The organism is Marivita sp. S2033 (assembly GCF_046592965.1).
In the GTDB taxonomy this organism is placed as follows: Bacteria; Pseudomonadota; Alphaproteobacteria; order Rhodobacterales; family Rhodobacteraceae; genus Marivita.
Window position 1 is genome coordinate 1 of the sequence record NZ_JBISBV010000010.1, and the last position, 17,711, is coordinate 17,711.

The 17,711-nt window shown below is 64.8% G+C and carries 18 protein-coding genes; 8 read left to right on the forward strand and 10 right to left on the reverse strand.

Features of this window, described 5'->3' with window-relative positions; genetic code table 11:
* Positions 1-113 precede the first annotated feature (113 nt).
* Genes ACGKZZ_RS14530 through ACGKZZ_RS14560 form a run of 7 tightly spaced genes read right to left on the reverse strand, consistent with a single transcriptional unit; the run spans position 114 to position 8,067 of the window.
* On the reverse strand, positions 114-1,025 hold the full coding sequence (locus tag ACGKZZ_RS14530; RefSeq protein WP_411224305.1) for a DMT family transporter: 912 nt from the start codon (positions 1,023-1,025) through the stop codon (positions 114-116).
* 1 nt (position 1,026) lies between these two features.
* Positions 1,027-2,553: a carboxypeptidase M32 gene (locus ACGKZZ_RS14535; protein ID WP_411224306.1), complete on the reverse strand. Its 1,527-nt coding sequence runs from the start codon at positions 2,551-2,553 to the stop codon at positions 1,027-1,029.
* Positions 2,550-3,569 carry an ABC transporter ATP-binding protein gene (locus ACGKZZ_RS14540; protein ID WP_411224307.1) on the reverse strand — a complete coding sequence of 340 codons (1,020 nt, stop codon included), beginning with the start codon at positions 3,567-3,569 and terminating at the stop codon, positions 2,550-2,552. The genes ACGKZZ_RS14535 and ACGKZZ_RS14540 overlap by 4 nt, the downstream gene beginning before the upstream one ends.
* Complete coding sequence (locus ACGKZZ_RS14545) at positions 3,566-4,531, reverse strand: ABC transporter ATP-binding protein (protein WP_411224308.1); 966 nt, start codon at positions 4,529-4,531, stop codon at positions 3,566-3,568. The genes ACGKZZ_RS14540 and ACGKZZ_RS14545 overlap by 4 nt, the downstream gene beginning before the upstream one ends.
* Positions 4,528-5,466, reverse strand: a complete 939-nt coding sequence (locus ACGKZZ_RS14550) for an ABC transporter permease (RefSeq protein ID WP_411224309.1) — start codon at positions 5,464-5,466, stop codon at positions 4,528-4,530. The genes ACGKZZ_RS14545 and ACGKZZ_RS14550 overlap by 4 nt, the downstream gene beginning before the upstream one ends.
* Positions 5,463-6,437, reverse strand: coding sequence for an ABC transporter permease (locus ACGKZZ_RS14555; RefSeq protein ID WP_411224310.1), 975 nt, complete (start codon positions 6,435-6,437; stop codon positions 5,463-5,465). The genes ACGKZZ_RS14550 and ACGKZZ_RS14555 overlap by 4 nt, the downstream gene beginning before the upstream one ends.
* Before the next feature lie 55 nt (positions 6,438-6,492).
* The gene (locus ACGKZZ_RS14560; RefSeq protein ID WP_411224311.1) at positions 6,493-8,067 is read right to left on the reverse strand and encodes an ABC transporter substrate-binding protein; all 1,575 of its coding nucleotides are present in this window, start codon (positions 8,065-8,067) and stop codon (positions 6,493-6,495) included.
* A 164-nt stretch (positions 8,068-8,231) separates the two neighbouring features.
* Between ACGKZZ_RS14560 and ACGKZZ_RS14565 the strand changes: the two genes are divergently transcribed.
* The 6 genes from ACGKZZ_RS14565 to ACGKZZ_RS14590 are packed head-to-tail and all read left to right on the forward strand — an operon-like array spanning position 8,232 to position 13,500.
* Positions 8,232-9,233: a GntR family transcriptional regulator gene (locus ACGKZZ_RS14565; protein WP_411224312.1), complete on the forward strand. Its 1,002-nt coding sequence runs from the start codon at positions 8,232-8,234 to the stop codon at positions 9,231-9,233.
* Complete coding sequence (locus tag ACGKZZ_RS14570) at positions 9,230-9,931, forward strand: creatininase family protein (protein WP_411224313.1); 702 nt, start codon at positions 9,230-9,232, stop codon at positions 9,929-9,931. Before ACGKZZ_RS14565 ends, ACGKZZ_RS14570 begins: the two co-directional genes overlap by 4 nt.
* On the forward strand, positions 9,928-10,944 hold the full coding sequence (locus ACGKZZ_RS14575; RefSeq protein WP_411224314.1) for a ketopantoate reductase family protein: 1,017 nt from the start codon (positions 9,928-9,930) through the stop codon (positions 10,942-10,944). Before ACGKZZ_RS14570 ends, ACGKZZ_RS14575 begins: the two co-directional genes overlap by 4 nt.
* The gene (locus ACGKZZ_RS14580; protein WP_411224315.1) at positions 10,935-11,684 is read left to right on the forward strand and encodes an SDR family NAD(P)-dependent oxidoreductase; all 750 of its coding nucleotides are present in this window, start codon (positions 10,935-10,937) and stop codon (positions 11,682-11,684) included. The genes ACGKZZ_RS14575 and ACGKZZ_RS14580 overlap by 10 nt, the downstream gene beginning before the upstream one ends.
* A complete protein-coding gene (locus tag ACGKZZ_RS14585; protein WP_411224316.1) occupies positions 11,681-12,580 on the forward strand; it encodes a polysaccharide deacetylase family protein in 900 nt (299 codons plus the stop codon). The genes ACGKZZ_RS14580 and ACGKZZ_RS14585 overlap by 4 nt, the downstream gene beginning before the upstream one ends.
* The gene (locus ACGKZZ_RS14590; protein ID WP_411224317.1) at positions 12,577-13,500 is read left to right on the forward strand and encodes an isoaspartyl peptidase/L-asparaginase family protein; all 924 of its coding nucleotides are present in this window, start codon (positions 12,577-12,579) and stop codon (positions 13,498-13,500) included. Before ACGKZZ_RS14585 ends, ACGKZZ_RS14590 begins: the two co-directional genes overlap by 4 nt.
* Positions 13,501-13,540: 40 nt before the next feature.
* On the opposite strand, the gene ACGKZZ_RS14595 is transcribed toward ACGKZZ_RS14590, so the two are convergent.
* Genes ACGKZZ_RS14595 through ACGKZZ_RS14605 form a run of 3 tightly spaced genes read right to left on the reverse strand, consistent with a single transcriptional unit; the run spans position 13,541 to position 16,279 of the window.
* A complete protein-coding gene (locus ACGKZZ_RS14595; protein WP_411224318.1) occupies positions 13,541-14,413 on the reverse strand; it encodes an oxaloacetate decarboxylase in 873 nt (290 codons plus the stop codon).
* 13 nt (positions 14,414-14,426) lie between these two features.
* The gene (locus ACGKZZ_RS14600; protein ID WP_411224319.1) at positions 14,427-15,587 is read right to left on the reverse strand and encodes a 2-methylaconitate cis-trans isomerase PrpF family protein; all 1,161 of its coding nucleotides are present in this window, start codon (positions 15,585-15,587) and stop codon (positions 14,427-14,429) included.
* Positions 15,584-16,279 carry a GntR family transcriptional regulator gene (locus ACGKZZ_RS14605; RefSeq protein WP_411224320.1) on the reverse strand — a complete coding sequence of 232 codons (696 nt, stop codon included), beginning with the start codon at positions 16,277-16,279 and terminating at the stop codon, positions 15,584-15,586. The genes ACGKZZ_RS14600 and ACGKZZ_RS14605 overlap by 4 nt, the downstream gene beginning before the upstream one ends.
* Positions 16,280-16,470: 191 nt before the next feature.
* Here ACGKZZ_RS14605 and ACGKZZ_RS14610 point away from each other — a divergent pair, with 191 nt between their 5' ends.
* Entirely contained in the window at positions 16,471-16,620 is a 150-nt protein-coding gene (locus tag ACGKZZ_RS14610) for a hypothetical protein (RefSeq protein WP_411224321.1), read from the forward strand.
* A gap of 7 nt (positions 16,621-16,627) precedes the next feature.
* On the forward strand, positions 16,628-17,701 hold the full coding sequence (locus ACGKZZ_RS14615; protein WP_411224322.1) for an AbrB family transcriptional regulator: 1,074 nt from the start codon (positions 16,628-16,630) through the stop codon (positions 17,699-17,701).
* Positions 17,702-17,711 lie beyond the last annotated feature (10 nt).

A 17,711-nucleotide genomic window follows, 5' to 3' on the forward strand; every position in this document is an offset into this window, starting at 1 on the left:
CCCGCAGAGGTCTTCCGAGAAAAGATGATGGAAGAGATGGGTCGATGCCCCTACCCTCAAAAGGCATAGGAGTCGCAGTTCAGGTATCGCTCACACAGGGGCAACGCCAGCGCTCACCGATGCGGCGCGGTCAGCCCCTGGCGCATTTCATGGCGTACCGCAAAGATCGACGCCGCGACCACCAGAGCGGCGCCGAGCAGAAGCGCCGTGCCCGGCATCTCGCCGAAGAAAACCATGCCGACCACGGCGGCGACGACAAACCGGGTGTAGGGCACCGGAGCAAGCGCGCTGACCTCTCCGACACGGTAGGCCTCGATCGTCAGAAACATCCCGCCCGCGCCAAACAGGGCCGTCAGACAGACCAGAGCGGTGTCGCGCAGTGCAAGCGGTTCCCAGAAAACCCAGGCAAACGGTGCCGATCCGAGCGTGGTGACCACTCCGATCCATGCCATGATGGCAATCGTGCTTTCGGTCCGTCCCAGCAGCCGGTTCAGGATGACGATGGCCGCGCCGCCCGCCGCGGCGATCAGGCCGATGCCGACTCCGGTGATCGACACATCGGCGGCGGGTCCGACCGCAATGGCTATTCCGGCGAACCCGATGATCGTCGCGCCCCAGCGGACCCGTCCCACATGCTCGCCCAGTATGGGCGCCGCCAGCGCCACGACAAACAGCGAGGTGGCGAATGTCAGTGTCGTCGCGAGCGCGAGGTCGAGCATGCGAAAGCTGGTGTAGTACAGTCCCCACATCGCCAGACTGGTTAGTCCGCGCAGGATGTGCAACGCGGGCCGGGATGTCGCGAGGCGCGACCAGTTGCCGATCCGCCAGACGATCAGCACCGAGAGGACGAGCTGTGCCGCAGATCTGAAGAACACGATCTGCGCTTCGTTCGCCACCGGCGCAGAGACCCGCACGAGCGTCGCCTCGGCGGTGAACAGAACCGCAGCCAGAGCCAAAAGGATCGCGCCGCGCAGATTGTCTGCGGTGGCGATCCCCGCATCCGCGTTCGAGGGCGCGTCCGGCATGTCAGACGCTGACGGAAGACATGGCCGGGGCAAATTTCCCCGAAAGGTAGGCAAGATAGGCTGATGGATTGTTCGGTGCCGCGCCGATGGATTTCAGGATGTCTCCCCTGCTGCGCGACCGTCCGTGACGCCAGACCAGATCGCAAAGCGCCTTGCGCAGCGCCGCTGTGTCACCAAGGTCCAACGCCTGCCGGATCTCGGGCCGCGTTGCGTCAAGATGCGCCATGATCTGTGCCGCGGTGACATTGCCGATGGTGTAGGTGGGGAATGATCCGATATAGCCCGAGGACCAATGCACGTCCTGAAGACAGCCCATGTCATCTGCGGGCACTGTCAGACCGAGATCACGCTTGATGGCGGCGTTCCAGATTTCGGGAATGTCGGCCACGTCAAGTGAGCCGTCCATCAGCGCCATCTCGATCTCGACGCGCAGCACGATGTGGATGTCATAGCTCAACTCGTCTGCCTGCACGCGAATGAAGCCCGGCTCGACCCGGTTCACCGCCGCGACGAATTCGGCCTCGCTCACATCGGCAAGCTGGTCGGGGAAAGTATCGCGCAGCCTTGCGTAGTTCCGCGCCCAGAAGGCCGGGCTGCGGCCAACGTGGTTTTCCAGAAGGCGCGACTGGCTTTCATGCATGCCGAAACTGGTTCCGGCCACCGCGTAAAGCCCGATCATGTCGGTCGCATGCGCGGTTCTGGTGAGGGCCGGGTCTGCCCCCAGTTCATAAAGCGCGTGGCCGGTTTCGTGGATCGAGCCGAAGATCGACATCGGCAGATAGTCGCGAACCCAGCGCGAGGTGATGCGGACATCGTTGCGGGTAAAGCTGATCTCGAACGGGTGCACCGTGGTGTCGAGGCGGCTGCGACTGTCATCAAGCCCCAAGAGGCGCGCGGTTTCGGCGGCAAACGCCTTTTGATCCTGCTCGGGATAGTCCCGATAGAGAAAATCGGTGCGCGGCTTGGGCCGGCCCTTGGCTGCGTCGAGGATGGGCAGGATGCCGCGGCGCAATTCCTTGAAGAACGCGCCGAGCGACGCGGCGGTCTCTCCCGGCTCGAAGATCGCCACCATCGGGTCATAGGGATGGTCCTCATACCCAAGTGCGGCGGCCTGCTCGCGGGCCAGCGCAACCGTGCGTTCGAGATAGGGGCGGAAGATCGTGAAATCCGCCGCCGCACGGGCCTCGGCCCAGGCCGCCCCGGCCAGTGTGCTTTGCTCGGCCTGAGCGCGCAGCAACTCGGCCGGAATGCGCTCGTGATGGGTGATGGCGGCCTGCACCGCCTCGGCGGCACGGCGCTCGGGGTCGAAGGGATCGCGGTCGGCTGTCCGCTCCAGCGCGGCGGCGACCGCGTCGCGCATGTCGGGTGCGAGGATCATCGTTCGGGCGATGCCCTTGAGCGTCGCGATCTGGTGCCCGCGCGTTTGCGCACCGCCTTTCGGCATCATGGTGCGCGAATCCCAGACCAGCGTGTTCACGGCGCACAGCACGTCGTTCACACGGGCCACGAGGGTGGTCAGATCGCTCATGCCGCAGCCTCCTTGCCGACACCGCCATCGTTCAGGTGACACGCCACCGTGCGCCCTGATCCGGCGTCGGTGAGACGGGGAATCTCGACCCGGCATCGCGGCCCGGCAAACGGACAGCGCGGGTGAAACGCGCAGCCCGGTGGCGGGTCGATGGGCGAGGGAATCTCGCCCTCGATCGGGTGAAAGTCCCGCCGTCCGGTGCCAAGCGACGGGACCGAGGCGAACAGCGCCTGCGTGTAGGGATGCTTGGGATCGGCATAGAGCCGTTCCGCGCTGGCGAGTTCCACCACGCGCCCCAGATACATGATCGCCACCCGGTCGCAGACATGGCGCACAACGGACAGGTCATGGCTGATGAACAGCGCCGTCAGGCCAAGCGACTGGCGCAGATCGAGAAACAGGTTGAGCACCTGCGCCTGAATCGACACATCGAGCGAGGCCACCGCCTCGTCGAGAACCAGCAGATCGGGTTGCATCGCCAGCGCGCGGGCGATGGCGATGCGTTGCCTCTGACCACCCGAGAACTGGTGCGGCAGACGGTCGGCGTAATCGCCTTGCAAGCCCACCTGTTCCAGCAGTGCCCGCGTCTGCGCGCGCACCTCGGAAGCTGGCACGAGGCCGTGGGTGCGCGGCCCTTCGGAGATCGTCTCGCCGACCTTCATGCGCGGGTTGAGGCTTGCGAAGGGATCCTGATGGATCATCTGAACCCGCGTCGTCAGCTTGTTGACATGCTCCTCGCGGCCATCGGCGACCGGCTTTCCGTCAAGCGTGACGCGTCCTTCGGTCGGCGCATAGATGCCCGACGCGATCCGCCCGAGGGTGGATTTCCCGCAGCCGGATTCACCGACGATGCCCACCACCTCGCCGCGATCCACGCTCAGCGTTACATCGGTGACGGCATGCACCGCCCCACCGGCACGACGCCCGCCAAGCCGCGCCGCCAGTTTGTCGGCCAGGGTCGGCTTGAGCGCGAAACGCTTGGAAACCTGGGTCAGTTCAAGAAGCGGCGCGGTCATTGTGTCTCCAGCGGGTGATGGCAAAGGGCGGTGTGATCGCCGAACCGGACCAAGGGCGGCGCAGTGGCGCAAATCTCGGTCGCGCGGGGACAGCGATTGCGGAACGGGCAGCCCGAGGGCAGATGCGACAGTTGCGGTGTCGAGCCGGGGATCTGCGGCAGACGGGTGCCCGGCTCGTGTTGCCCCGGCACGGAATCCAGCAGGCCGCGCGTGTAGGGATGGCGCGGCTGGCCGATGACCTCCTCGGCGGTGCCGCGCTCGACGATCTTGCCGGCATACATCACGCAGATGTCGTCGGCGAGAGAGGACACCACCGCAAGGTCGTGGGTGATCCAGACAATCGCGGTATGGGTCTCGTCGGCAAGGCGGCGCACCTCGGCCAGAATCTGACCCTGGATCGACACGTCGAGCGCGGTTGTCGGCTCGTCCGCGATAATCACCGCCGGGCGGTGCAGCAATGCGATGGCGATCGCCACGCGCTGACGCATCCCGCCCGACAATTGGTGCGGATAGGCGGCAAGCCGTTCGCCGGGCGACGGGATGCCGACGGTGCCAAGCGCGTCGCGCGCGCGTTCCAGCGCCTTAGACTTGGACATCGGTTCGTGCACCCGCACGGCCATCGCCATCTGATCGCCGATCCGCAACACCGGATTGAGCGTCATCATCGGATCCTGAAACACCATCGACACCTTGCGCCCGCGCATCGAGCGCAAGTGATCCGGCGACAGGCCGCGCAGGTCCGTGCCCTCGACCATCACCCGACCGGCGGCCACGCGGCCCGGTTCGTCGATCAGACCGAGGATGGAAAAGCCGGTGACGGATTTTCCCGACCCGCTTTCGCCAACCAGCCCCATGATGCGCCCCCGGTCGACGGAAAAGCTCACGTCGTCAACGGCGGTCACGGTGCCGCGGCGGGTGTCAAAGCGTGTGGTCAGCCCCTGAATATCAAGCGCAGCGGTCATCGCGCGTGCCTTGGATCAAGAACGGTGCGAACCTGATCACCCACCAGATTGATGGCGACGACAGTGATCATCAGAAAAATCCCCGGATAGATGGACAGCCAGTAGCGGTCGGAATGGATATACTTGAACCCGTTCGAGATCAGCGATCCCAGCGACGGCTCGGTCAGCGGCAGGCCGACGCCGAGAAACGACAAGGTCGCCTCAAGCGCGATGGCCGAGGCCACCTGAACCGTCGCCACCACGATCAGCGGCGGCAGCACATTGGGCAGAAGATGCTTGAACAGCACCCGCCATGTCGGCAGCGGCGTCGCGCGCGCGGCCTCGATATAATCCTTGCCGCGCTCGACCGTGGCGGCCCCGTGGGTGGTGCGCGCGAAATAGGCGTATTGCGCCACCACGAGGGCGAGGATGATCTGGATGACCCCCTGCCCCAGCACCGCGACCAGAACGAGGGCCAGCAGGATCGCGGGCATGGAGAGTTGCAGATCCACGATCCGCATCAGCAGCGATTCCAGACGGCCGCCGAAATAGGCCGCCGTCAAGCCGACCGTTATCCCGATGACAAGCGCCAGCGCCCCCGCCGACAGACCGATGATGAAGCTGGTGCGCAGCCCGTAGAAAATCGCCGAGAGCATATCGCGACCGGCATTGTCCGTGCCCAGAACATGAACGTACCCGCCGGTTCCCACCTCGCCGGGACGCAGAAACGCGTCCAACCAGTCGAGCATCGCCATGTCATAGGGGTCTTGCGGTGCAACCAGCGGCGCGCCGAAAGCCAGCACGAGCAGTGTCAGGATCACCACCAGCGCGACGACGGCGACCTTGGACGCGCGGAAATCCGACCAGAAATTCCTGAGCCGCATCGCGCGGGTCTCGATCGGCGCGGCGGCCGGTTCGGCAAGGGTTTCGCCGGTGGTTGTGGCAACGTCGCTCATTTCGATCCTCCCAGCCGCACCCGCGGATCAAGCCGGGCGTAGACGATATCGACGGTGAAGTTGATGATGACGAACAGGATGACGACGAGGATCAGGTAAGTCACCATCACCGGGCGGTCGAGTTGCAGGATTGAATCGATGATCAGCTTGCCCACCCCCGGCCAGTTGAACACGCTTTCCGTCACCACCGCAAAGGCCAGCGTCGAGCCAAGTTCAAGCCCGAACACCGTGACAATCGGGATCGAGATGTTTCGCAACACGTGGCGGAACACGATCTGCCGGTCAGGCAGCCCCTGGGCGCGGGCGAACTTGACGTAATCGGTCTGCATCGCCTCGACCATCCCGGCGCGCGACAGGCGGATCATCAGACCCATCTTGAACAGCGACAGGTTGAGCGCGGGCAGGATCACGTGGCTCCAGCCATTCGCGGTGGCCAGCGAGGTGGAAATGCCAAGGATGGTGCCCTCGTCGCCGCGCCCGCCCGAGGGCAACCAGCCCAGCTCGACGGCAAAGCCCATGATGAGCAACATGCCGATCCAGAAGGTCGGCACCGAGAAGCCCAGAATGGACAGCGCCATGATCGCCTTGGCGGCCACGCTGTCCGGGCGGTATCCGGCATAGACGCCCGCCGGGATGCCGATCACGCTGGCAATCGTGATCGCCACCAGCACCAGTTCGAGCGTCGCGGGAAGCCGCGAAAACACCAGCCCGGTCACCGAGGTGTTGTAGACCATCGACCGGCCAAGATCGCCTTGCGCGACATTGGTGACGAAGGTGATGTATTGCCGCCAGAGCGGCTGGTCGAGGCCGTATTGCCGGATCAGGTTCTCGCGGATTTCTGCCGTCGCGCCGGGGTCGATCATCACGTCGATCGGGTTGCCGATGGCATAGACGCCGACAAAAACGATGACCGACATCGCAAAGACCACGACAATCGCCTGCAAAAGCCGACTGATGATAAATCCGAGCATGGGACCTCGCTAAAGTGAAGGGAAGCGCCCCGAGACGGGGCGCTCGCTTGATATATCAGTTGCCGGCAGGCGTGATTTCATACGCGCGGGTTTCCTGATCGACACGCGGTGTGAAGGACAGCGTGTCGGCCTCGGCGGCCCAGACGGATTGCAGAATGACCGTCGGGATCAAGGCCCGGTCTTCCATCGCGATGAACGACGCTTCCTCGTAGAGCTTCCGGCGCTCGTCGGCATCGAGCGTCTGGGTTCCGCGCACGAACACTTCATCGAACTCGGGGTTGGAATAGCCGGTGCGGTTGAAGTTGCCAAAGCCCTTTTCCGGGTCCTTGCTGTGGATCATCGCGCCGTAGGTATAGGCGGCCTCACCCGTCAGCGTGCCCCAGGCGGACATCGCCATCGTGTATTCCTCGTTGGCTGCCGCCGGAAAGAACACCGTGCCGTTGAGCGCCTGCGCGTTCACCGTCAGGCCAAGGCGCGACCACATCTGCGCCAGCGCCTCGCAGACCACGGCATCGCCGGGCACGCGGTTGTTGGTGCAGGTGAAATCAACCTCGAACCCGTCGGGATAGCCGGCCTCGGCCAGCAAGGCGCGGGCCTGTTCGATGTCGTATTCCTTGGCCCCAAGCTGATCCGTATAGCCGAAAAAGCCCTCTGGCATCAGCTGGTTGGCCGGTGTGCCAAGCCCTTCGAGCACGACATTGACCAGCACGTCACGATTGATCGCGAGGTCAAGCGCCTTGCGCACGCGCAAATCCTGAAGCGGGTTGCCCTCGACCTCTTCACCATTGACGCGGATCGGCTGCGGCTCCTCGTCCTTGACCGATGGCTGGACGTTCAGGATGTAGACCGAATCCGAAATGAAGGTCTCGATATCCGGGTTGTTCTGCATCGACAGATAGTCGGTCGCGGGCACATAGTTGATGAGATCGACCTGCCCCGAACGCAGCGCCGCAACGCGCGCGGCATCGTCCGGGATTTCCTTGCGCACGACGCGCTCCCACGGGGTTTCGCCGCGCCAGTGATCCTCGAAGCGCTCGAGCACCAGATCGCCCTTGGGCTCCCACGAAACAAACTTGTAGGGTCCGGTGCCGATTGCCGCATCACCGGCGTTGAACTCCTCGTTGCCGACCCCTTCGCCGGTTTCAGACGGCACGACGAACAGGCGTGTGAAATCGTTCGGCAGCGCCGGGGCAATGCCCTTGGTTTTCACACGCAGCGTGTAATCGTCGATCACTTCGACCGAATCGACGTATTTGGTGTAAAGCGTCATCGACATCGGGCCGGTGACTTCGGGGATACGGTCGATCGAATACTTGGCGTCCTCTGCTGTAAAAGGCGTGCCATCGTGGAACGTGACGCCTTCGCGCAGCTTGAAATCCCAGGTGGTGTCGTCGACGGCTTCCCAGCTTTCGGCAAGGCCCGGCTTGAGTTGGAGGGTTTCATCGACATCGACCAGCGTGTCGTAGATGTGGCGCAGCGCTTCGGCCTGACTGCCAAGCGTGGACCAGTGCGGGTCAATCGAATCAGGACCGGCACGCAAGCCGATCACCAGTTCCTGCGAGAAAGCCGCGGGCGCCAAAGACAGCAATACCGCGGTGGCGACCCCGGTCTTGAGTGTATATCTGAGCATGTTTCCTCTCCGCTGAAATGTTATAGTTGTATGATACACTACGGAAGCATCTGGCCCAATCCGTCAACCAAAATCTCGAAATAAAGACATAAAAAGCCATAAATTCGCAGCTTCACGACATAAATTTGCTTGAGCGGTCAACTGTTATCCGTCAATGATACAGTATGGATCAGAGCGCGACATATATTGGCAATACGTTCGAGCGGTTGGCGCTGGCGCTCGACAAGACGTCATCGGTCTCTGTCTCGGTCCAGCTGCGCGGTGCGCTGGAATACGGAATCGCGACGGGCGATTTTCCCCCCGGCACCCGCCTGCCCTCGGTGCGGCGTCTGGCGAGCCACCTGGGATTGTCGCCCGTCACGGTGAGCAATGTCTATGCCGCGCTGCAAGAGGCCGGCCATGTTCAGGGGCGCGTCGGCACCGGCACCTTCGTCGCCGATGGCGGCGTATCGCATCACCAGGCGAAATCGCTGCGAGAGGTCGAACGGCTGATCGGCGATCTCGTCCGTCTCGGCGCCGATGTGGGTCTGTCGCGGGCGGAACTCGCCTACCGCGTCTCGACCGCGACGGAGCGGTCGGGATCGGTCCGGCTCCTCATGCTGGGGACGTTTCCGGACGCCACCGAAGCCTATGCCGACGACATTCGGCCCTACCTGCGACCCGGCGACGAGATCATCGCGCGCACGACCGACCAGATCGTCCGCGATCGGCCGGACGGGATCAGCCTTGTGGTCGCGCCGCGCACGCTGCGGGCCGACGCGCAGTCCCAGTTTCCGGGCCTGCCGGTTCTTGGCATCACGCTGATTCCGAAAGAGGCGACACGGATCGCGCTTGCGGCGATCTCGCCGCAGTCGGAAGTGGCGATTGTATCGTATTTTCCCGAATTCCTGCCGGTCATGCGGGCCGGCATCCTGCGCTTTGCGCCGCATGTGACGCGGATCAATTCGGCCGTCTGGAAAGACGAGACTGTTGCGGCGGTGATTTCCCGCGCCAATGTGGTCATCCACTCGACCGGGACCGAAGAGTTGCGCCGCGACCTGCGCCCCGATCAGACCGCCATCGAATACCGGCACACGCCGGACAGCCACGCCATTGAAACCGACCTGTTGCCGGCCATCGAGGCCTGCCGCGGGCGGCCACCAGGCCATAGGGGGCACATATCTTGAAAATTTCCCAAAGCAACTGGTTCGAGATCGAGAAATATCTGGAGACGGATGACCGCTGCGTCCTGCCGCTGGGATCGACCGAGCAGCACGCCTATCTGTCGCTGTCGGTCGATTCGATCCTGTCGGAAAAGGTCGCGGCCGATGCCGCAGAACCGCTTGGCGTGCCGGTGTTCCCGGCGGTCGCCTACGGTCTCACCCCGTATTTCATGACGTTCCCCGGCACCGTGTCGCTCAAGCTCGCGACCTATGCGGCGCTTCTGCGCGACATTCTCGACAGTCTTTATGCCACCGGATTCCGCCGCATCCTCATCGTCAACGGGCATGGCGGCAACAGCCCGGTCCAGCCCGTGACGATGGAATGGATGGAAGCGCATGAAGGCGCGCGCTGCCGGTTCCATGACTGGTGGCGCGCACCCAAGACCTGGGCCTGCGTGCAGGAGATCGACCCCGTCGCATCGCACGCATCCTGGATGGAGAATTTCCCCTGGACACGGCTTCCGGGCCGCGACCTGCCGGACACGCAAAAGCCCTTTGTGCCGTTCGACCGCCTGCGCGACCGCAATGCAGCCGGAGTGCGCGACCTGATCGGAGACGGCAATTACGGTGGTGTGTATCAAAAGCCCGACGCCGACACCGAAAAACTCTGGGCCATCGCGGTAGAGGAAACGCGCGCCCTGCTTGAGGGCGACTGGGCATGAGCGAACCGATCCTGATCTGGGGGGCCGGAGCCATCGGTGGCATCCTCGGTGCCTATCTCGCCCGCGCCGGTCATGCGGTTCATATGGTCGACATCGTCGAAGATCATGTCGTCGTCATGCGCGAAAGAGGGCTGCACATCGAAGGCCCGGTCGAGACCTTTACCCAGGTGCTGCCGGCCAGCACGCCAGAGGAATTGTCGGGGCAGTTCCCCTGCATCATCCTCGCGGTCAAGGCGCATCACACCGAAGCGGCGCTCGACATGCTGGTGCCGCATCTTGCGCCAGGCGGCTATGTCGTCTCGGCCCAGAACGGTCTGAACGAGGTGGTCATCGCCGAACGGATCGGCGCGGAAAACACGGTGGGGTGCTTTGTCAATTACGGGGCCGACTGGCTGGAACCCGGGCGCATTCTCTATGGCAACCGGGCCGCTGTCGCCGTCGGCGAACTCGATGGCCGGATCACCGACCGCGTGCGCGAGATCCACGCGCTGCTGCGCATTGTCGAGCCGAACGCGGTGCTGACCGACAACATCTGGGGTTATCTCTGGGGCAAGCTGGGTTACGGCGCCCTGCTGTTCGCCACCGCGCTCACTCCGTTGTCGATGTCGGACGCGATGGCGCAGCCTGACCACCGCAGCGTATATCAGGCGCTGGGGCACGAGGTCATGCGGCTTGCCGATGCGCAGGGTATCCGCCCGCTGGGCTTCAACGGATTCGACCCGGAGGCGTTTCTGGCGGCAGACCGGGCCGGGATGGACGCCTCCCTGGCCGCGATGGTCGAACACAACCGCCACACAGCCAAGACCCATTCGGGGATCTGGCGCGATCTGGCGGTGCGCAAACGGCGCACCGAGGTCGATGCGCAGGTCGGCCTTCTTGTCACGCTTGGAAAGAAACATGGCGTGGACACTCCGGCGCTGGCACGGCTTGTGGAGTTGATCCACGACATCGAGGACGGCCGCCGCGCGCAGTCGACCGATCTTGTCGATCTGATGGTGCCGCTATGCAGTTGAGCTTTGAAAACCGGGTCTTTGCCGTCACCGGCGCAGCGCAGGGGATCGGGCGCGCCATCGTCGCCACTCTGGCCGATGCCGGTGCCACCGTGGCCGCCATCGACATCGACGCCGACGGTCTTGAAGCCGTCGCGGATCACGCAACCCCGCATGCCGCCGATCTTGGCAGCCGCACCGGCGCGCAGGCGGTCATGGCTGACATCGAGAAACGGCACGGGCGCATCGACGGGCTTGTGACAGCCGCAGGCGGTGTGCGCGGTCAGGTGGGGCGCCCGATCGAGGACATCTCGGAGGAGGACTGGCAAGCGATCTTTGCGGCGAATGTCGATGCCGCGATGTGGTGTGCGCAGGCCGTCGCGCCGGGCATGAAGGCGCGCGGATGGGGGCGGATCGTGACCATTTCCTCAGGCGCGGGCCTCCGGCCAAGCCTGACCGGGATTCAGGCCTATGCCTCGGCCAAACACGCGCTGGTCGGCCTGACCCGCCAGTTGGCGCTGGAGCTTGGGCCGCATGGGATCACCGTCAATTCCGTGGCCCCCGGTTTCGTCCTGTCGAACCCGGCGACGGAACGTCAGTGGGATGCGTTCGGGCGCGACCGGCAGAAGCAGATCGTCACGGGCATACACATGCGCCGCCTTGGCCGGGCCGAGGATATCGCGAATGCGGTCGCCTTTCTGGCCTCGGACCGGGCCGACTGGATCACCGGGCAAATCCTGTCAGTCGATGGAGGCCACGAATGAGCGAGCCGCATGAATGGGACGAAGCGACCTGGCGGGCAACGGTCGGGCAGGTGCGCGCGGGGCGCAACCTCAAGCCCGAGGCGTGGCCCGATGGCGCACGCTGCGCAGTGGCCCTGTCCTTTGACAGCGACCACGAAACCAACGAATTGCGCGATGGCGGCCTGTCGCCCGCGCGCCTGTCATGGGGGCAATACGGCAGCCGACGCGGCATTCCGCGTATCCGCGCCGCGCTGGATCGGCATGGCTACAAGGCGAGCTTCTTCGTGCCTGCCGTCTCGGCGCTGCTGCACCCGGAAGAGCAACGCGAACTGGTGCAGGAGGGACACGAGATCGGGCTGCACGGCTGGATTCACGAGGTCAATTCCCGCCTTGATGCCGCGACCGAGCGCGACCTGTTGCTGCGCGCCGCCGATACGCTGGAAGACATCACCGGCACCCGTCCGGTCGGCATGCGCACGCCGTCATGGGATTACAGCCCCAACACGCTGAGCATCGCCCGCGAGATGGGGCTGCTCTATGACAGCTCGCTGTTCGCCGATGACGATCCTTACGAGATTGTCGCCGATGGCACGCCTACCGGCATCGTGGAATTGCCCGTCGAGTGGATTCGCGATGACGCGGTCTATTTCATGATGAACCGTTTCGGCGCGCAGCGTCCCTATACGCCCCCCGAGGCCGTTCTCGACATCTTCACCCGCGAGTTCGAGGGTGCCTATGCCGAGGGTGGATTGTTCCTGCTGACCATGCATCCGCATGTGATCGGCTATCGCAGCCGCATGTTCATTCTCGAACATCTCCTCGACCGCATCGCCGCCAAGGGCGATTGCTGGGTCGCCACACATGCCGATATCGCGCGCCATTGTGCCCGGTCGGCCGGACTGAAAGGACAGATATGACCTACGCTCTTGCCGTTCATGGCGGTGCCGGAACCATCCTGAAATCACGGATGACGCCCGAGCTTGAAACCGCCTACCACGCCGGCCTCGCCCGCGCGCTTGAAGCTGGACAGGCGGTTCTCCGCGACGGCGGGGCCGCGCTTGATGCCGTGACCGCGGCCGTGTGCGCGCTTGAGGACGAGCCGTTGTTCAATGCCGGTCGCGGCGCGGTGTTCACCGCCGAGGGCAAGCAGGAAATGGATGCCGCAATCATGGACGGGGCCACGCGCGCTGCCGGGGCGGTGGGCGGTCTGTTCGGGCCGCGCAACCCGATCCGCGCGGCGCGCGCCATCATGGAGCGCACCGAGCATGTCATGCTGATCGGCGAAAACGCGCTGCGCATCGCCCGCGAGGTCGGCCTGCCCTTCGAGGATACGGAGTATTTCTTTACGCAGAGCCGCTGGGACGCGTTGCAGGAGACCCTTGAGATGCGCGCCAAAGGTGAGGAAAACGACGACCCCGCCCGCCGTCATGGCACCGTCGGGGCGGTTGCCTGTGACACGCAGGGTCATGTCGCCGCTGCCACCTCGACGGGTGGCATGACGGCCAAGGCACCGGGGCGGGTTGGCGACACGCCGGTCATCGGTGCGGGTACGTTTGCCGACGACGCGAGCTGCGCGGTCTCGGGAACCGGGCATGGCGAAATCTTCACCCGCTGGACCGCCGCCGCCGAAATCAGCGCGCGGATGCGGCATCTGGGGGAAACGGTGGCAGAGGCCGCGGAGCATGTCGTGATGAACGATCTTGCGCCGAATGACGGATCGGGCGGCGTGATCGCGATCGATGCCAAGGGCCGGATCGCGATGCCGTTCAACTGCGAAGGCATGTATCGCGGATCGGTCGGAAGCGACCTGCCGCTCAGCACGTTGATCTATCGCTGACGCGGCGCGCGTTCGAGACCGACGCGCCGGGTCAGCCGCGCTACTCCTTGTAGCGGGTTTCCAGCGCGTCGAACATGGATTTGCGCACCATGCGCTGGCGTTCCTCGAAGCCGGCCAATGGCCCGTCTTCGTCCATGCGCCCCTTCTCCTTCAACTGACCCAGCGCCGTCTGCATTCCATGCAAGGCGGATTGCAGCGCGACATTGGCGTACAGGATCAGCGAAAAGCCCATTTCGCCCAGTTCGTCGAGGCCAACGATCGGCGTCTTGCCACCCACCACAAGATTGACGAGTTGCGGAGTGCCGGGCAGCGCCGTCGGGATGCCGCGCATTTCCTCGACCGATTGCGGAGCCTCGACAAAGGTGATGTCGGCGCCTTCCTCGACAAAGGCCGCGGCGCGGTCGAGCGCGGCGTTATAGCCATCAGTGGCGCGGGCATCGGTGCGCGCGACGATCAGCATGTTCTCGTCCTGCCGTGAATCCACCGCGGCCCGGATGCGGATGCGCGCCTCGGACAGCGGCACGACCTCCTTGCCCGAAAAATGCCCGCAGCGCTTGGGCGATTTCTGATCCTCAAGCTGCACCGCGCTGGCACCGGCGCGTTCCAGCGTGCGGATGGTGTGGCGCACGTTCAGCGCATTGCCGAACCCGTTATCGGCATCCACCACGATAGGCAGATCGGTCGCGTCGCGGATCGTCGAGGTGTGCTGCGCAATCTCGGACAGGCCGACAAAGCCAAGATCAGGCAATCCCAGATAGGTGTTGGTCAGCCCCGCGCCGGTCAGGTACACCGCCTCGAAGCCTTGATCCTCGATCACCCTTGCGGCAAGGGCGTTGGGCGCGCCGGGCATAAGGAGCGGGCGGTTTTCGGACAGGCGTGCGCGGAAGGCGCGGTTGATTTCATGATTGAGCATCGGGTGTCTTTCTTCAATTCGTGTCCTGAGGACGGGTGTCGGGGATGTAGACGAAACCGTCCATGAGCCGACGTTGCGTGCGCAGGATCCGCGCCGCGGTGATCTCTCCGGTCCGAGCGTCGCGTTTCGCGCCAACCGTGACGATGCCGCTCGGCGTGCCGATGCGCAGGTTGAGCGGGTCAGCGCCATCGGGCAGACAGGCCGCCACGACCGACCCTTCGCCCTGCGCCGCACAGGCCAGCGCCAGCGCCCCTGTCACCGGCACCGCGCGATGCGCCTGTCCGGCAGAGATCATGCGGATTTGCAGATCGTGGCTGTCGGGCGCGTGGGTCTGGCCCGCAAGATCGCTGTAGGTCGCAGGCGGCGCCACCATCGCGACCTTGGGCGTGGCCATGCGCACCGCCGCGGCGTCGGGATCGGCGGTCATGCCCATCGCCACCGAGGCCCGGCAGCGAATGTCTTCGAGCCGCGCCATCAGCGTGGCGTCGGCGTCGATGGCTTCGGGCAAGGCCGTCGTGTCGCCACCCACATCCCCGGCACGAACAAAGACCGAGGGCATCGCCGCATCGATCATCGTGGCTTTGATGCGCCTGCCATCCGTCAGCTCGATCGGGGTGATTACGCCGCCTGCGGGAAAGGCGCCGCGCCCGTCGGTATCGGTCGGGTCGAGGAAATCCAGCGCGACGGGCGCGCCGGTGCCCGCGACGCCGGGGATCTCCAGATTGCCGCTCACCACCGCCTGCCCGTCCCTCACCGCAAAGCGCGCCTCGATCAGCTTGCCTGAATTGGTGTTGTGGATGCGAACCAGCGCCCCGCCATCGCGCGGGCCGCTCACGAGGCCTTCGTCATAGGCAAACGGCCCCACGGCCGAACTCATGTTGCCGCAATTGCCGCTGAAATCGACAGTGGTGTCCTTGATGCCGACCTGCGCGAATGTGTAGTCGAGATCGGCATCGGCGCGCGTTGCGGGTCCGATGATGCAGATCTTGCTGAGTGAGGATACCCCGCCGCCCATGCCGTCAAGCTGGCGCATGTTCGGATCGGGGCTGCCCATGATCGCGGCGAACAGCGCCGGCCATCCGGTTTCGTCTGCGGGCAGGTCGGCGCGCTTGAGCACCACGGCCTTGGAGGTTCCGCCGCGGATGAAGGCGGCGGGGATTCGGGTCTGGCTCATGTCTGGCTCTCAATGTCCTGTTCGGTCTGGCTCAATTGCGTTTCCAGCGCGGTCCAGCTGTTGCGGATATGGCGACGCATCAACAGCCCCGCGACTTCGCCGTCGCCCTCGATGATGGCGGCGGCGATGCGCTCGTGTTCTGCCAGTGCGTCGGCACCGCGTCCGGTGACATTGCGGTGCTTGACCCGCAGCAGCGACACTTGCGGATAGAGCTCGTGGGTGAGGTAGCGCAGGATCAGCGGATTGCCCGACAACTCGGCGATCACCACATGGAAATCGCGGTCGCTCGAAACCTGCAGATACGCGCCCTCGGGATGGGCCGCGATCTGCTCTGCATGGTGGTCAAGCAATTGCCGAAAGCGCGGTGCGGCGTTCCGGCCCGCATTCGAGGCGGCCAGCATCGCGGCCTCGGCTTCAAGAGCCGCGCGCACCTGATAGAGCGCGCGCGCGTCGCTGCGCTCGATGACCCGCACGCGGGCCCCGCTGTTGGGCACGATCTGCACGATGCCCGAATCCGCCAATTGGCCAAGCGCCGCGCGAACCGGGCCACGGCTGACAGCGAACCGTTCCGCCAGTGCCATTTCGCCCAGCCGACTGCCCGGCTCCAGTGCGCCGCACAGGATATCGTCGCGCAGTTGGGCGGCCAGGCGCTCTGATACAAGAGCGCGGGATTCGGTTGTGATTGTAGACAATATCCCCCTCCAAGCGGGCCTTGGCTTCGCACTGCGCCTTAAGCGGTGGGCGTAAATTCCCTATAAAACGCTAGAATGTCAAGAGTTCGATAACTGTTGACAGATGCCGTTGGCTGCCGTTACCACCTTTATTTATCCAGATTGCACTACAATTCACGGATTTCAATCCATCCTGACATGGAGCATCAGACATGAAACGACGCCAGTTTTCTGCCGTGGTGAACCAGAACGGCGGCGGCGGTCATGTCGGGCAGACCTATTTCACCAACATGCCGAAGGTGTTGGGAGCGCCCGCGCTCACGGCCTATCGCAACCGCAAGACCGGCGACATCGCCGGCTGACCCTCCGGTGCTGCGCAATCCATATGTGCGCGGTGGGGCCACCATCGCGATCGGGGCGGCGGGTGGCGCGGTGTTTTTCGTCCTCAACCTGGCGCTGCCCTGGGTGCTGGGCAGTCTGGCCGCCACGTTCATCACGCGGCAGATCACCGGCTTCAGAACCGACCTGCCGCGGTCCTGGCGGGGATACGCGATGGTGGCCATCGGCACGATGCTGGGCACCAGCTTTACCCCGGAGGTGGTGGCCCATGCGGGGGGATGGGCGGTCAGCATCGTTGCGATGTTGCTGCTGTCGCTGGGGTTCGGCCTGTTTGCCTACATGGTGTTCCGCCTCTTTGGCGGCATGGACCGCGGCACTGCCCTGTTCGCCGCGACACCGGGCGGGCTGACCGTCGTCAGCATGCTGGCCGAGCAATACGGCGCCGCGGTCAATCGCGTGGCGCTCTGCCACACCGCGCGGCTGGTGGTGCTATTGGCCAGCGCGCCTTTCATCATCGAGGCGATCTCGGGCATCGACCTGTCGGACGCCAACAGCGCCTTTCTCAATCCGGTCGAGCCGCTGGACCCGGTGCGGCACGGCGGACTGGTGCTGGTGGCGGTGGCCAGCTGGGCAGTGGCGCGCCGGTCGAGCCTGCCTTCGGCGCTGCTGCTGGTTCCGCTGCTGAGTTCGGCGGCGCTGCACGGGGCGGGGCTGGTGACGGTGCATGTGCCGCCGGTTCTGTCCAGCCTGGCGCAGATCGTCATCGGCGCCGGGATCGGCGCGCGTTTCGCGGATTACACGCTGCGCCAGATCCTGCGGGACGGCTGGCTTGCCGCGCTTGTCGGGCTGGTGCTGGCACTTGGCGCGCTGGCGGCGGCCTGGGCGATGGTCCGTGTCACCGGTGACGAGATCGCGCCGCTGTTTCTGGCCTACCTGCCGGGCGGCGCGCCTGAACTGGGTGTCGTCGCGCTGGCGCTGATGATCAATCCGGCGATGGTGGCCGCGCATCACGTCTCGCGCGTGTTCCTGATCGTGGCGATCCTGCCGGTTCTGGCGCGGCGGCTGACGGTTCCAAAGCAGGTTACCGACAGCGCGCCGAAGTGACGGCGGGGCC